Origin of the sequence: Nocardia sp. NPDC049707, from assembly GCF_040674855.1 — a bacterium.
Taxonomy (GTDB): Bacteria; Actinomycetota; Actinomycetes; order Mycobacteriales; family Mycobacteriaceae; genus Nocardia.
In genome coordinates this window covers 207,129-224,467 of record NZ_JBFANN010000002.1, presented here as the reverse complement: position 1 = coordinate 224,467, position 17,339 = coordinate 207,129, and the positions used below count along the sequence as shown (strand labels likewise).

Here is a 17,339-nt window from a genome sequence, read left to right as displayed (position 1 = left end):
TCGCACGCCACGTGGCCACCCGCCGCTAAACAGTGCGCTCGGCCACGCGCGGCTTCCGAGAAAAGGCGAGTATTGGGCGGAGTCGCAGCGCGACCTCCGCGATGAGCGTGACAGGCAGTCTCTGGAGGAGTTCGAGACCGATCCGACCCTCAGCACGGCTTGTCTCGCGCCGAAGGCGGTGGTGACTGTGGATCGACAACCGGTCATGTGGACACTAGAAATCAAATGGACCCGGAGGATCCAGCCGACGAAACACTGCGAGGGATCTGCACGCCCCAGTGCGATCTCGACATGCTGTGCACTCCCTACTCGTCCGGCCAGTGATCGGCATGATCGCCGAGCTCCAACGGACGGACCACCCGACCGGCAAAGTCAAAGGCATTCAACCGCAGTAAGTTTCAGCGCGATCAAACCGCCCTATCATACCCGCCGACACCAGGGCTCGCAGCCCGCACTGGCCAGTACTATGCGGGACTCCGGCTTGAAGAGGGCCGATACCAGTCACGGGCGGTCAACACGAGTGCGGTGAACAACTACAACCTGTCAACGGTGAGAATGCTTGGCCGCCAACGTATGTCGCCACGACATCTCCGGCGCAGCTGTGGCCTCGCAGGTCGGTGTCGCTGGCGGATCAATGAAAGGCGCGAACAGTGATCGGCCGTAGGGGGCTTGATCACTGTTCGTAATGCCTGGATACCAGCGTCGCGGGCCGCGCCGGTTGCGAAGAGGAATCGTGAACAACAGCGGGCCAGTACTGCCGGATGGTCCGGCGCGGGCAATCGGGACCGAAACCGTGTGGTGAGCTGTCGTCTGGTTCGTCGCGTCACAACCAGTCGTGCAGGACCTCCGCGATCTGCCGGAGCGCCGCATCGGTGGTCATCCGCCAGTGGGTGGTCGCCACCGGGTGATTGTGCACCGAACCTGTCACCGCGGCAGTCCAGGTCGCCGCGCCGATGGAACAGGTCGGATCGTCGTGGGTCGCGGTGAAGTAGACGAGGTCCCCGTCGAACGACCGCGCACGATATGCCGAGTCGAGAGCGGTCGAGTCGATCGCCGCGGCCACGACCCGTTCGATCCGCGCGGCCCCGAAGGATGCGAACGGCTCGGGCAGCATGCTCAAACGCTGGGCCAGCTGGGTCAATTCCACGGTTTCGTCCAGGCCGAATGCTGCGGCCTGGTCGCCGAGCAGTCCACCGAGCAGCTCCGGTACCGCTACTTCGATCCCACCGAGGCAGGGTTCGGCGTCGGTGTCGAGTAGTCGACTATCCATCATTCCCAGCAGCGCCACCTGTGCGCCCTCGCTGTGGAGTTGGACGGCCATGGCATGCGCGAGCACACCGCCGAGTGACCAGCCGAGCAGGTGGTAGGGACCCTCCGGTTGCACCGCACGAACATGTTTGACGTAGAGCCGCGCCCAATCCTCGATCGAATCCGGCAGTGGGGCCGCCGAACTCAGCACCGGTGACTGCAGTCCGTAGATCGGCCGATCCGCATCGAGGTGGGCGGCCAACCCGGCGAACGACCACGCGATGCCCCCGATCGGATGGATGCAGAACAGCGGCTCGGCATTGCCAGAGGTTCGCAGCGGCAGCAGCACATCGAATGCCGCGTCGGCACCGGCGCCCTCTGCGCCGCGCGCACGCAACTCCGCGATGATGCCCGCCGGGGTGGGCGCGCTGAACACCCACATCACCGGAATCGTTTCGGCCAGCGCCGCACTCAACCGAGCCGTCAGCTTGGTCGCGATGAGCGAATTTCCGCCGAGCTCGAAGAAGTTGTCAGCCAATCCGATGCGATCGAGACACAGTACTTCCGCGAAGATCTCGCAGACCATGGTCTCGAGCGCCGTTGTCGGTGCGCGATAGGCGCAGGTTCGCAGCTCCGGTTCGGGCAGCGCCGCACGGTCGAGTTTGCCGACCTGGGTCAAGGGAACATTGTCGAGGACCACGACCGCTGCGGGCAGCATATGCGAAGGTAAAGTGCGTGCGGCCCAGTGGATCAGCCGATCCGGATCGATCACCCGGTCCGGGGCGGCCACCACGTACGACACAAGAATCGTTGCCCCAGTGGAATTCTCCCTGCCGACCGTTACGGCGAAAGCCACGTCCGCATGGGCGGCCAGAATCGCGTCGATCTCGCCGAGTTCGATTCGGAAGCCACGGATCTTCACCTGGAAGTCGGTGCGGCCCCGATAGTCGATCTCGCCATCGGCATTCCAGGCCACCAGATCGCCGGTGCGATACATCCGGGCACCCGGCTGGAACGGATTGGCGACGAAGCGATCCGCCGTCAGGTCGGCGCGACCGAAGTAGCCCCGCGCCAACTGCACTCCGGCCAAGTACAATTCGCCCGCGACACCGGCAGGGACCGGCCGCAACCGCGAATCCAATACGTACAACTGACTGTTCCACGCCGGTCTGCCGATCGGTACGGCCAATTCGTCACGCCGGCCCACCTGATGGCTGGTGATCGACACCGCCGCCTCGGTCGGGCCGTACAGGTTGTACAGCGTCGTCTCGGGCGCCGCCGCCGCGAACCGGCGCGCCAGCGCGGCGGGCAGGGTCTCGCCGATGGCCAGCACCCGGCGCAACGAGTTCGGTAGCCGAACCGTCAACAATGCGTCCAGCATCGATGGCACCGCGTGCAGCGTGGTCACGCCCGCACGGGTCATCAGTCCGTTCAGGTACTCCGGGTCGCGATGGCCATCCGGCGCGGCGATCACCAGGCGGCCGCCGCAGACCACCGCCGTCCAGAATTCCCACACCGACAAATCGAACGTCGCTGCCGTCTTCAACAGCACGGCATCATCGACGGTCAATCCGAATTGCGCTGTCTTCCAAAGCAACTGATTGACAATCGCGTCGTGTGAGACCGCGACCCCCTTGGGGCGACCTGTCGAACCCGATGTGAAGATCACATAGGCCGCGTGCTCGGCGCGCAACGGCGCGATCCGCTCGTCGTCGGTGATCGGGGCCGCGTTCACGGCGGACAGGTCCAGCCTGTCCATCGGCACCAGCGGCGCGGCGCAGGTTCCGAAACCCGCATCGGCATTCGTCAGCACACAAACCGGCGCCGCGGTCTCCAGCATGGAGTCGGTCCGCCGCGCGGGTTGATCCGGATCGACCGGCACGTACGCACCGCCGGCCTTGCTCACGGCATACATCGCGACGACCAGATCCACCGAACGCCGAATAGCCAACGCCACCCGCGACTCCGGGCCAATCCCCAACGAAATCAAGTACCGCGCAAGTCTGTTCACGCGTACATCCAGTTCACCGTAGGTGATCCGAGTACCATCGGCGGCGACCAGCGCTGTCGACTCCGGTGCGGCAGCGACGGTCTCGTCCAGCAGCGACACCAAAGTGGTGGCGGTATTCAGCTGGTGTCCGGTGTCGTTCCACGTGGTGAGGATGCGTGCACGTTCGTCGCTCGCGAGCAGATCGATCGCACCGACCGGCACCCGTGGATCCACGATGACGGCATCGAGCATCCGCACGAACCGGTCCACGAAACTCCGCACCGTCGACTCGTCGAACAGATCCGCGGCGTAGGTGAAGAAGCCGCCGATACCCGTCGGCACACCGTCCACGTCGTAGCTGTCGGCCATGATCACATGCAGATCGAACTGCGACAGCCCTCGATCGGTTGCCAACTCGGTGACGGTCAAGCCCGGCAACTCCATCGCGGCCGGCGCCAGGTTCTGGAACGACAGCCCCACCTGGAACAGCGGATGCCGCGCCGTCGAGCGCACCGGATTCAGCACTTCGACCAACTGCTCGAACGGCACGTCGGCATGGGCGAACGCTTGGACGTCGATATCGCGTTGCCGCGCAAGTAATTCTGTAAAACCAGCGTTCGCATCCACCCGGGTACGGAACACCAGGGTGTTGACGAACATACCGATCAGATCGTCGAGCACCGCCTCACCTCGACCCGCTATGGGTGTGCCGATCGCAATATCGTCGGTACCCGACAATCGGGCAAGCAACATCGCCAGCGCGGTATGCACAACCATGAACAGCGTCGCGCCCTCAGCCCGTGCCAGCTCCGTCAGCGCCGCATGCGCCCGCGCATCGATGCGCAGCTCCACTTGGCCGCCCGCGAACGACTGCACCGGCGGGCGCGGCCGATCTCTCGGCAACTCCAGCTCATCCGGCAGGTCGGCAAGGGCCCGCCGCCAGAAGGCGATCTGTGCTGCCGCCATCGACCCCGGCTGGTCCGCACTGCCGAGCAACGCACGTTGCCACACCGTGTAATCCGCGTACTGCACGGCCAACGGCGACCACTCCGGGGCCTGCCCGAGCGCCCGAGCCGCGTACGCCGACGTCAGGTCACGAGTAAGCGGGCCGCCGGAGTAGCCATCACCCGAGATGTGATGGACGACCATGGCCAGCACGAATTCGCCGTCCTCGACCCGGAACAGCACGGCGCGGACGGGCACCTCGGCAGTCACATCGAACGTCGTCGACACCAGTTCCAGCACAGCCGATTCCACCTCGGCGGCACCGATGGTCCGGACCTCCAGCCGCGGCACATCGGAGTGTCCGGGCGGCAGGATGACCTGCACCGGATCCGCGGCGCTCGAGTCACCCATCCCCGGCTGTGGGTAGATGGTTCGCAGGATCTCATGGCGCACAACGACATCGGTGAACGCCTGCCCGAGCGCTGCGATATCCAGATCGCCGGTCAAGCGGATCGCGACCGGGATGTTGTATGCGGTCGATTCGGTATCGAACCTGTTGAGGAACCACATCCGCTGCTGTGCGGGCGACAGCGGAATATGTTCCGGCCGTGGACCCGCTATCAGGGCGCGACGACTCCCGGTGCCGGTGAGTTCGGCCACCTCCCGCGCACAACCCGCGACGGTGGGCGCGGCGAACAGTACCCGCACCGGAATGCGGGCATCCACCGCCACGCCGAGGCGGGCTGTCACCCGAGTGGCGAGCAGCGAATTGCCGCCCAGCTCGAAGAAATTGTCGTCGGCGCCGATGCGTTCGATGCCGAGCACCTCGGCGAAGACACCGGCTACGACTTGTTCCGCAACTGTCGACGGTTCCCGATAGGTGCGCGCCCCGAACTGTGGTTGGGGGAGTGCATTTCGGTCGAGCTTGCCGACCGCCGTCAACGGAATCGCGTCGAGCACCACGACCGACGCGGGAACCATATGCGATGGCAGGCTCCGCGCTGCCCACCGCGCCAGTTGCTCCGAATCCAGCGCCCTGCCCATCACATACGACACCAGAATCGTAGCCCCGCTGAGGTTTTCACGCCCGAGGGTCACCGCGTAGTCCACGTCGGGGTGCGTGGTCAGCACCGCGTCGATCTCGCCGAGCTCGATACGGAAGCCACGGATCTTCACCTGGAAGTCCGTGCGGCCCAGGTACTCCAACTCCCAGTCGGCAGCTGTGGCATCCGGTACCCATCGGACCAGATCGCCGGTCCGGTACATCCGGTCGCCTGGCGCGCCCCACGGATTGGCAACGAACCGTTCCGCCGTCGAGCCGGTACGCCGGTGATAGCCGCGGGCGAGTGCCGGGCCTGCCAGATACAGCTCACCGGTGACACCCGCGGGCACTGGCTGCAACCGCTCGTCGAGCACCGCTGCCCATCCGCCGGGTACCGGACGGCCGATCGTTATCCGTTGTCCCGCAAGCAGAGTCGCATAGGTGGCGCCGATCGTCGCCTCGGTCGGACCGTATCCGTTGATGAAGCGACGTCCCGGCTGCCATGTGGCCAGCAGTTCGGCAGTGGTGGCCTCGCCACCCGCGGACACCACCGCCAGGTCGGGCAGACCACAGGGATCGACGGTGCCGAGCAGCGCCGGGGTGATGATCGTATGCGTCACCCGCTCGACCCGCAGCAGGTCATGCAGTTCGGTGCCGCCGACGATATCCGGTGCGGCGATCACCAGGGTCGCGCCGCTGTAGAAGGCACTGGTCCACTCCTCGACCGATTGGTCGAAACTCGGCGAGCAGACATGCAGCATCCGATGGTGCGGACCGAGTCCGAGCATGTCGACGGTGTGCCCGATGAGTCCACCGAGCCCGGCGTGGGTGACGGCGACGCCCTTGGGCAATCCGGTCGACCCCGACGTGTAGATCACATAGGCGGGATGCGACATGCGCAGCGGCGCACGCCGATCCGCATCGGTCACCGCGGCCGCCGAGTGCGCGGCGCAGCGAGCGAGCACCGCGGGATCGTCGAGCACAAGCCAATCCACCGTGTCGGGTAGACCGGCCTGCTGAGCGACCGTAATGCCCACCACCGCACCGGAATCGATCACCATATGCCGCACCCGGTCCACCGGATAGGTCGGATCGACCGGCAGATACGCGCCACCCGCCTTGGCGACCGCCCATACCGCGGCGATCATCTCGTACGAACGGCGCATAGCCAGTGCCACCACTGTCTCCGACGCGACACCTCGATCGATCAGTACGCGCGCCAGACGCGACGACAGCTCGTCGAGTTCACCGTAGGTGTACGCCCGCCCGGCGTCGCGCACCGCGACTCGATCACGCCCGAAACCGACTCCCCGCGCCAGCAGATCCGGCAGCATCCCGACGGAAACCGGGGCGCCGCCGCCCATTCCGGTCAGCCACGTGTACTCGTCGTCGACCAACAGTGGCAGGTCGCTCACCCGCGCCGCCGGCTCGTCCACGACCGTCGTGAGCACCCGTACGAACCGCCGGGCAAGCATCTCCGCCGTACCGTCATCGAAAAGATCACGCAGGAAAGACATCTCGCCGCTCATCCGGGCCGAGTGACCGTCCTCGGACGAGATGGCCAGTGCCAGATCCCCGACCGCGTCCGGCGGACTCTGGAACGACAGAGCCACCTGGAACAGGGGATGCCGCCCCGGCGACCGCCGCGCTCCCACAAGAGCGACCAACTCGTCGAACGGAATACCGGTGTGCGCGAACCCTTGCAGTTCACGCTGGTGTGCGTCCGGCAGCAGGTCGACGAAGCGCGCGCTCCGATCCACACGGGTACGCAGCACCACTTCGGCGCGGCGGCTACCCGGCATCGGTGTCCCGATCGCGATATCGTCGGAGCCCGACAGTCGCGCGAGCACTACCGCCAATGCCGTGCGCACCACCGCGGTCCATGTCACGCCCGTTGTGCACGCGAGCCGTCGTAGACCCAGGTGCACCTCGTTCGGCACCGAGAACTCCACCCGCCCACGGACATCCGATCGCACCGCGCTGCGCCGCCGGTCCGTTGGCAGCTCCAGTCGATCGGGCAGGCCCGCCAATGTGGTGCGCCAGTACCGAGACCTCGAGATCGGGTCGTCCGATTCGGCGTCGAGCAGCAGCGCGGTATCGGCCGCGGTACGGTCCGGTGTCGTCAGCAGATCGCCGAGCACGCGGCGCAGCCGATCGGCCACCGCCTGCGCCGTCGCGTCGGCGACGATATCGCGCCGGTACTTCACCTGCACCAGCGTCCGGGTATCCAGGAAGACCACAACGGTGATCGGATAGTGCGTGAAGTCGGCCCCGCGCATCTGCTCGATCCGCAACCCGTCGATGGCGCCGCTGGCCTGCTGCAGCCCTTCGGCGTCGACGGGGTAGGACTCGAAAACCAGCATCGTGTCGAACAGTTCGCCGTGGGGGATGGCAGCCGACGGAGCTTGCGTAGTCGGCGGGGTGGGTGAATGCAGCGGGATGGCAGCCGATGTGGATTCGGACATCCCGGCGACGCGCTGGATCGCGGCGAGCCCGAGATGGTGGTGGTCCAACAGCGACGCTTGCTCGGCCTGCAATCCCGCTAGCAGTGTCCGCATCGTCGTGTCGCGATCGAACCGGATCCGCACCGGGATGGCATCCACGAACAGGCCGATCATGTCGCCGATACCGTCGAGTTGCGGTGGTCTGCCGGACACGGTCGCGCCGAATACGATGTCATCGCGTCCGGTGCTACCGGCGACGACCAGACCCCACGCCGCCTGTAGCACCGTATTGGCGGTGACCTCGGCCGTGGCCGCGTACGCGGTGAGCGCCGAGGTCTGTGCGGTCGACAGTTCGAATTCACAAACGCCGAACCCGTCGCCGACGGCGGCGGGCCATGCCAGTTCAGGGGCGAGCATGGTCGCGGTGGCGCCGGACAACATGTCCGACCACGCGCGTATCGCGGCCTCCCGGTCTTGTTGCGCGAGCCACCGCAGATAGTCGCGATAGGGCCGGACCGGTGCGAGCAGTGCGGTGTCGCCGCCGGTCGCGTACAGGACCAGGAGTTCCTTCATCAACAGCGGCATCGACCAGCCGTCGAGCAGGATGTGGTGTCCGGTCAACACGAGGTGGCTGTGCTTACCGCTGCGGTCTGCCGTCCCCGGGTGCCCGGAGTCGTTGGTGTACACCGTGAATCGCAGCAGCGGTGCCACTGCCGGATCGAATCCGCGTCGCCGCTCGGCAAGCAGTAGTTCCGGCAGCTCGGCATCGGACACACCGTCGACAACCTGCCACGGCACCTCGACGCCGTCCACCACCAGCTGCACCGACGTCCCGTCGACCGTGGGTACGAAGGCCGACCGCAGGTTCGCGTGCCGGTCCAGAATCATCTGCGCGGCTCGGCGCAACCGGTCCATATCCACCTCGCCCGTCAGCCGCGCCGCCAGCTGGATGATGTAGGCGTCGACCGAACCATCCAGGAGCTCGATGAGCACCCGCAGTGAGCCCTGCAGCGGTGACAGCGGCAGCACATCCGACATCCCGGGATAGTTCCGCCGCCACTGGTCCAGCTCGACCTGCGAGACCCGCACCAGCGGCACATCCGATGGAGTCAGACCGCCAGCGGCCGGATCCTTCGAGTGGTCGGCGATCGTGGTGAGCGCGGTCAGCCAGTCCTCGGCCAAATCCCGCACCGCCGCCTCGTCGAGAATCGACGCGGCGAAAGCGAACGACGCCACCATCCGCGGCCCATCCGCGGTATCGCTGACAATCGTGTTGATATCGATCACCGCGGACAGCGGAAGGTCCGGATTCGGCTCCGCGGCAACGGCTCCCAGTTCCGCGGTCGGCAACCAGCCCGCATTCGACAGACCGTCGGGCACCGCCCCCGCGGAGACGCGGCCGAGGTAGTTGAAGCTGATCTGCCCGAGATCACCGGCCAGCGCGTCGGCGGTATCCGGATTCAGATGCCGAAGCAGTCCGAAACCGATGCCGCGATCCGGCACGGAAAGCAGTTGCTCCTTCACTGATTTCAGTACCGCGGCGGTCGCCTCGCCACCGGCGAGGGCGGCCTCGGTGTCGATCCCCGACAGGTCGATGGCCACTGGGCTGATGCTGGTGAACCAACCTACGGTGCGGGTCAGGTCGGCGCCGGGCACGGCGTCTTCCTCGCGACCGTGCCCCTCGAGCCGGAGCCGCGTGACCGGAGCATCGGTACCGCGCCGCGCCCGCCAGGCACGCACCGCCATCGCGAGCGCCGCGAGCAGACTGTCGTTGGCACTGCCCTGGTACAGCGCGGGAACCGTCGTGAGCACCGCGTCGGCGACCTCGACCGGAATCCGGATGTCGAACCCGCCCCTGGTCTCGAAGGTATCGGCGAACGGGTCGAGGGCACGCGCGCCGAGCAGCGGATCCGGCGTGGCCAATACCCGCTGCCAATACCCGATCTCCGCGGCACGGTCCGCGTTGGCGGCCGCCTCGACCAAACCGTGCGCCCAACGCCGGAAGGAGGTGCCGACCGTGGGCAGTGCCACCGGCTGCCCGGCGGTGCGCTGTGCCCATGCCAGCACCAGATCCGGGATCAGAATCCGCCAGGACACACCATCGATGACGTAGTGATGGACCGCGACGGCGATAGCGTCGAGCGCATCGGGTCTGCGCAGCCAGGTGAACGTGATCATCCGGCCCGCAGCGGGATCCAACCTGGCCAGCGCGGAATCCATTGCCGCGTCGGCAATCCGCTTCAGCTCGGACTGGTCGACACCAGTGGGCACTTCGATCTCGGCCACCAGCGCGTCGACCTCGACGGCGGCACGCCCCAACACCTCGAACCGCCACGACCCGTCCACCTGCCACACCCGCGAGCGCAGCACATCGTGATGATCGAGCACCGCGCCGAGGGTGGCCACCACATCCGCGCGATCGATGCCCTCCGGCAACCCGAGCACCATGCTCTGGGCGAACCGATTGAACGAACCGTTGGCGAGGAACCAAGCAAGTACGGGGGTCAGCGGTGCGGTGCCGACACCACCGCCGGGCAACTCCGCCAAACCCGCCGCTGTCGACTCGTCACCGACGACGGCGACACGAGCCAACCTCGCGACTGTCTTCTGTTCGAACACATCTCGCGTGGTGAAGATGATCCCCGCCGCCTTGGCCCGCGACACCAACTGGATCGACATGATGCTGTCACCACCGACCGCGAAGAACGAATCGTCCACCCCGACCCGCTCCACACCCAGCACCTGCGCGAAGAGTTCGGCAATCCGCGACTCCATCGCGCCGACCGGGGCACGTGACACCGTCGTCGGGAACACCGGCTCCGGCAACGCGTTACGGTCCAGCTTTCCATTCGAAGTCAACGGAATCCGGTCCAGCACCACAATCGCCGCGGGCACCATATGCGACGGCAGGATCCCGGTCGCATACTCCCGCAGCCCGACCGGATCCACGACCCGCCCCGGCGCCGCGCGTACATACGATGCCAATGCCGTTGCACCACCGGGCATTTCACGGCCCAGCGTGACCACGAAATCGATATCACCATGTCGCCGGAGCACCGTATCGATCTCGCCGAGCTCGATACGGAAACCACGGACCTTCACCTGGAAGTCAGCGCGACCGACATAGTCGAGCTGCCAATCCGCCGAGGAAAGGGCGATATCGCCCGCCCGATCCTCCGGCGCCGCGTACCAGCGCACGAGGTCGCCGGTGCGGTACATTCGCGAACCCGGCCCACCCCAGGGATTGGCGACAAACCGCTGCGCCGACAACCCGGCACGGTTCCAGTACCCGCGCGCCAATGCGGCGCCGGCCAGATACAGCTCACCCGTAACACCGGGCGGTACCGGATGCAACCGCGAATCCAGCACGAACGCCGAACTACCCGGAATCGGCTTACCGATCGTGATGTGCTGCCCCGCAACCAGTTCCACATTCGACGACATGACCGTCGCCTCGGTCGGACCGTACGCGTTGAACAACCGGCGGCCCGGCTGCCACGTGGCCAATAGCTCCGGGGTCAGGACGTCCCCACCCACGAACAGCGCTTCCAACCGGTCCACACCGGCCGGATCCACCGTGCCGAGCACGGCCGGAGTGATGATCGTGTGCGTCACCTCCTCGGTCCGTAGCAACTCGCCGAGTTCCGCTCCGCCCATGACAGTCGACGGCACGATCACCAACGTCGCTCCGACCGAGAACGCGCACATCCATTCCATCACCGACGGGTCGAAACTCGGCGAACAGATATGCAGGTACCGGTGGTGCGGCTCCAGGCGGTACTGGCCAACCGAATGATCGACCAAATCGCGCAACCCGCCGTGGGTTACGGCGACCCCCTTGGGCAGGCCCGTCGAGCCCGAGGTGTAGATCACGTAGGCCGGATGTCGCGTCCGTAACGGCGCAATCCGGTCGGCGTCGGTTACCGTGTCGGCGGATTTGCCGGCGCACAACAGCGCGGTCGTCGGTGCATCGAGCGTCAGCCAATCCACCCCATCGGGTAGCCGGTCGACATAGTCGGACCCGGTAATGCCCAGGGCCGCACCGGAGTCCGTCACCATGTGCCGCACTCGATCCGCGGGATACGTGGGGTCGACCGGCAGGTACGCAGCACCGGCCTTGGCGATCGCGATTGCCGCAAGCACCATGTCGTAGGAACGCGGCAGTGCCACCGCGACCGGCCGTTCGGGACCGAGACGTCGATCGATCAAGACCCTCGCCAACCGCGAGGACTGTTCGTCGAGTTCGCCATAGCTGATCGACCGACCCTGATAGCGCACCGCGACCCGATCCCGCCCCAGGGCGACGCCACGGGTCAGCAGATCTGGCAGCAACCGGGTTGCCCGCATGTCATCGTCGTGGACTTGGGTCAACAAGGCCAGTTCGGCGTCGCCGAGCAGCGGTAGGTCACCGATCGGGGCCTCGGGGCGGTCCATCGCGGCCGCCAACAGCCGGAGGAATCGCTCGGCGAAGACCTCCACGGTGCGCCGGTCGAACAGATCGGGCGTGAAAGAGAGGTTCGCGGCGATGCCCGCGCTGTCTCGGCTCTCCCGAATGTGCAGGGACAGATCGAACGCTCTGCGCGCGACGGGGGCCTGAGCGCCGGCGGACAACATCACGTGTACCAGCGACCGGGCCGGATCCAGCAATGCCACCAATCCGTCGAAGGGCAGGTCGGCTCGTGTGAATGCCTGTAGGGCAACATCTTTCGCCTGCACAAGCAGGTCGTCGAAAGAGATTTCGCCCGACACCCTGGTGCGCAGTACCACCGTGTTGACCGATCCACCTGTTTCGGCGGGAGTGCCGATCGCGATGTCATCGGTACCTGACAGTCGCGCGAGCAGTACCGCGAAAGTCGCGTGGACAACGGTGAACACCGTCGTGTCGCGGGTCCGCGCGACCTGGTGTAGCCGGTGCTGCAGATCCGCACCGATCTCGAACTCTACGCAGGCTTCCGCAAGAGAGGACACCGCAGGCCGTGGATGATCCGTTGGCAGGTTCAGCTCATCCGGCAGCCCCTGGAGCGCGGTGCGCCAGTAGCGCATCTGCGAAATCAGATCGCCGCGTTCATCGAGGATTCGATTGATTTCCGCCGGCGTGCGCTCCGGCGTCGCAACGAATGCACCGATCAGCACCCGCAACCGGTCGGCGAGCGCCTGCGCGGTCGCCGTGCTGATCATGTCGCGCCGGTGCAGCACCTGCACATGCAGTTGGGTGCCCAACTCGACCTGGACAGCCACCGGATAGTGGGTGAAGTTGCGACCTTGGAGATCGACGACTTCCAACCCGTCGATCGTCCCGTGGGCCTGTCGCAAACCATCGGTGTCGACGGGGTACGACTCGAAGGCCACAAGAGAATCGAACAACTCACCCGCACCAACGGCGCGCTGAATATCGGCCAACCCGAGGTGATGACAATCGAGCAGCGAAACCTGTTCGGACTGAAGCCGAATCAGCAGATGCCGCACCGGCGCATCGGAGTCGAACCGAACTCGAACCGGGACGGTGTTCGCGAACAGGCCGACCATTTCGTCGACCCCGTCGACCTGCGGCGGTCGCCCGGAAACCACCGCGCCGAATACGACATCATCGGCTTCGGCACAGGCCGCGAGCACCAGACCCCACGCTGCCTGAACCACCGTATTGACGGTGACCTCGGTTGCGGCGGCGAATGTCAGCAGCTCCGCTGTCTCATCGGGTGACAGATCGGCACCGCAAACCCCATGGCCGTCCGCGGCCGTCCCGGGCGGCGGCAGGGTCGCGGCCAGCCGAGTCGGCGTCGGACCGGCCAGCGCTTCACGCCACATCTGTCTGGTTGCGTCCCGGTCGTACCGCGCCAACCAGGCGAGATAGTCCCGATACGGCCTGACTCGCGGTAGCGCCGCCGAATCGCCGTCGGCCGCATAGGAAATCAGCAGTTCCTTCATCAGCAACGGCATCGACCAGCCGTCCAACAGGATGTGATGTGCGGTCAACACCAGATGTACGCGTCCGGAGTCCGTGCGGTACACCGTGAATCGCAGCAGTGGCGCCACCGTCGGATCGAATCCGAGGCGCGCTTCGGCGGCCAGCAGCGACGCCGGATCGTTGTCCGATGTGTCGACGATCCGCCACGGGACCGCCAGCCCCTCGGCAATGATCTGAACCGGGGTGCCCTCGGCCGAAGTTCGGAACGCGGCCCGCAGGATCATATGCCGACCCAGCACCGCCTGCGCCGCCCGCCGCAGGCGATCCAGATCTATCGCGCCGGACAATTCCACCGCCGACTGCAACAGATACGGATCTGCCGAATCGTCCGAAAGCTGTGCCAGGAAAAGCAATCCGAGCTGCAAGGGCGCCAGCGGCAGGACATCGACCAGACCCGGATGCTCGCGCTGCCAGATATCGAGTTCACCCTGGGTGATCCGCACAAGCGGGACATCCGCCGGAGTCAGGCCGCCGGCCGCCGGATCGTGTACATGTCCGGCGAGCATGGTCAGTGCGGCCACCCAGTACTCGGCCAGCTCCCGCACACAGGCATCGTCGAGGATCTCGGACGCGTACGCGAACGACGCATTCAGTTGGGCGCCCGCGTCGGTATCGGTCACGATCGCGTTGATATCCACCACGGCGGCCGCGGGCATCGCGCGATCTTGGTCGGCCTGCGGGGCGCCCCAGTCGGTGGTCGGCAGCCAACTCCGATCCGTGAGCCCCTCCGGCACGTCGCCCGCGGAAACCCGACCGAGATAGTTGAAGCCGATCTGGCCGAGCGCACCGCCGAGTTCGCCCGCGGAATCGGTGTCGAGATAACGCAGGATGCCGAAACCGATGCCCTTATCCGGCACCGCGAGCAGTTGCTCCTTCACCGTCTTGAGCATCGACGCGGTCGCATCGGCCTTGTGCCACACCGCATCGACGTCGATGCCGGACAGGTCGAGCACCACCGGATACATGCTGGTGAACCAGCCGACAGTGCGGTTCAGGTCGGCACCGGCGACGGTGTTTTCTTCACGACCGTGCCCCTCGAGCCGGATTCGCGTTGCCGCGACATCGACCCCTCTTTTCGCCCGCCACGAGCGCACCGCCAGTGCCAACGCCGCGAGCAGACCGTCGTTGACCCCGCTCCGATAGAGCGTCGGCAACTCGGTCAATACCGCATGGGTGACCTCGGCAGGCACTGCGACGGTGAAATGCCGCACCGTTGCCGTGGTGTCGACGACCGGGTCGAGTGCCCGCGCGCCCAATAGCGGATCAGCGACGGTCAGAACCTGCCGCCAGTACGGCAGCTCGCTGGCATGGTCCGCGGTGGTCGCCGCCTCGGCCAGACCGTGCGCCCATCGCCGGAACGACGTGCCGACGCCGGGCAGGGCGATCCGGTGCCCAGCATCGCGTTGCGCCCACGCGGTCACCAAGTCCGAGATCAGAATGCGCCACGATACGCCATCGATCACGTAGTGGTTGGCGGCGATGATCAACGCGTCCGGGCCGTCCGGTCGTGACAACCAGGTGCAGGCGATCATCCGGGCTGCCGCGGGGTCGAGCGTGTCGAGGGCGGAATCCATTGCCGCACTGGCGGTTCCGCGCAGTTCATCGATGTCCAGACCCGCGGGCACGTCGATACGCGTGAGCAGCGCGTCCGCGTTCACCGCACCCGGCGCAAGAGTTTCCAGCTGCCATCGCCCGTCGGCAGCCCACACCCGGGCGCGCAGCATGTCGTGGTGGTCCAGTACCGCGGTGAGTGTGGCCACCAAACCCGCCCGATCGATGTGCTCGGGTAGGGCCAGCACCATCTGCTGGGTGAACCGGCCGAACGACCTCCCGCCGACGAGGTGCGCGGCCAGCACCGGTGTCAGCGGAATCTCCCCGACGCCCCCGCCGGGCAATTCCGCGAGCCTCGGCACCGGCTCGGCATCGACCACCGCGACCCGCGCCAACCCGGCCACCGTGCGCTGCTCGAACACATCCTGGGGGGTGAACACAATCCCGGCCGCACGGGCTCGCGACACCAGCTGGATCGACAGGATGCTGTCGCCACCGGCGGCGAAGAACGAGTCCTCCGCCCCGACCTGCACACCGAGTACTTGGGCATACAACTCGGCGAGTCGAGACTCCACGGCGCCTACCGGGGCACGCGACACCGCCGCATCGAACACCGGCTCGGGTAACGCCTGCCGATCGAGCTTTCCGTTGGCGGACAAGGGGATCGCGTCGAGTACAACAATCGCCGTGGGCACCATGTGGCCGGGCAATGAGGTTCCCACGAAGCCCAGGAGTTCTCCGGTATCGATGGAAATGCCGGTCCGCGGCAGCACATAGGAGACAAGTAAGGTCGCGCCCGATGGTGCGACCTTGCCGAGAGTCGCGGCGTATTCGATATCGGGGTGATCGGTCAGTGCGGCGTCGATCTCACCGAGCTCGATACGGAAGCCGCGGATCTTGACCTGGAAATCCGAGCGGCCCACATACTCGATTGCGCCATCGGCCACGCGGCGCCGCACCAGATCGCCGGTGCGATACATCCGCGTGCCCGGGGTACCGGCTTCCGCACCGAACGGATTCGCCACGAATCGCTCCGCTGTGAGCGCCGCCCGCCCCAGGTAGCCCTGCGCCAGCGCGGGACCGGAAAGGTAGAGTTCGCCGATCACGTCGGCTGGTACCGGCCGCAACCGCGAATCCAACACCACCGCGCCGACACCCGGCAGGGCGGTACCGATGGTGATCGGCTGCCGAGGCACCAACTCGGCGCTACCCGTGGCGAGAATGGTGACCTCGGTCGGCCCGTACGCGTTGTAGAAAGACCGCCCGGCGACAGCCCACCGCTCGACCAGCCCGGGACCGAACGCGTCACCCGCGACGACCACGACCCGCAACGCGTCGAGTCCGACCGGATCGACCGACTCCAGCGCCGCGGGCGTGATCAGCATGTGCGTGACACGCTCACGACGTAACAGGTCGGCGAGTTCGTTGCCGCCGAACACCGTTGGCGGGGATACCACAAGCGTCGCGCCGGAACTGAAGGCGAGCAGCAGCTCGAGCACCGATACGTCGAAGTTGGGCGAACAAACGTGCAGTACTCGCGAATCGCCATCGACCGCGTAGCGCTCCCGCTGCGCGTTGACCAGCATCGCAAGACCCGCGTGGGTCACCACGACGCCCTTCGGGCGACCGGTGGAGCCGGAGGTGTAGATGACGTAGGCCGCATGCTGTTCGGTCGGTGTGCCCACCCGATCGACGTAGGAGATCGGATGTGCGGGTCGTGCCGCGATCCGCTCCCGATGCCGCGGATCATCGATGTCGAGCCAGTGGATCTCGGTGCCGAGCCGCGAGCGATGCGTCGAGTCGGTGAGTCCCAGCACCGCCCGGGAGTCGGTGACGATATATGCGATGCGCTCCGGCGGAAGGGTGGGATCGACCGGCACGTAGGCCGCACCGGTCTTGGCAATGGCCCATACGGCCAGCACCGATTCGATCGAGCGGGTGAAGCCGACGGCGACGATGTCGCCAGGGCCCACGCCCTGTTCGATCAGTTCCCGTGCCAGTCGCGATGACGACTCGTCCAGCTCCGTGTAGGTGAGTTCGCGCTGATCATTCGGTTCGCCGGTCGGGTTGTAGCTGATCGCGATCGAGTCGGCTGCGGATTCGACCGCTGCGGCCAGCAACTGTATGAAGAGCGGGCTACTCGATCTGCGGCGA

The 17,339-nt window shown here is 66.4% G+C and carries 1 protein-coding gene; it reads right to left on the bottom strand.

Annotated elements, in window-relative coordinates; all coding sequences use genetic code 11:
* Window positions 1-823: 823 nt before the first annotated feature.
* Window positions 824-17,305, bottom strand: a complete 16,482-nt coding sequence (locus AB0J29_RS03450) for an amino acid adenylation domain-containing protein (RefSeq protein WP_364778480.1) — start codon at window positions 17,303-17,305, stop codon at window positions 824-826.
* Window positions 17,306-17,339: the final 34 nt, after the last annotated feature.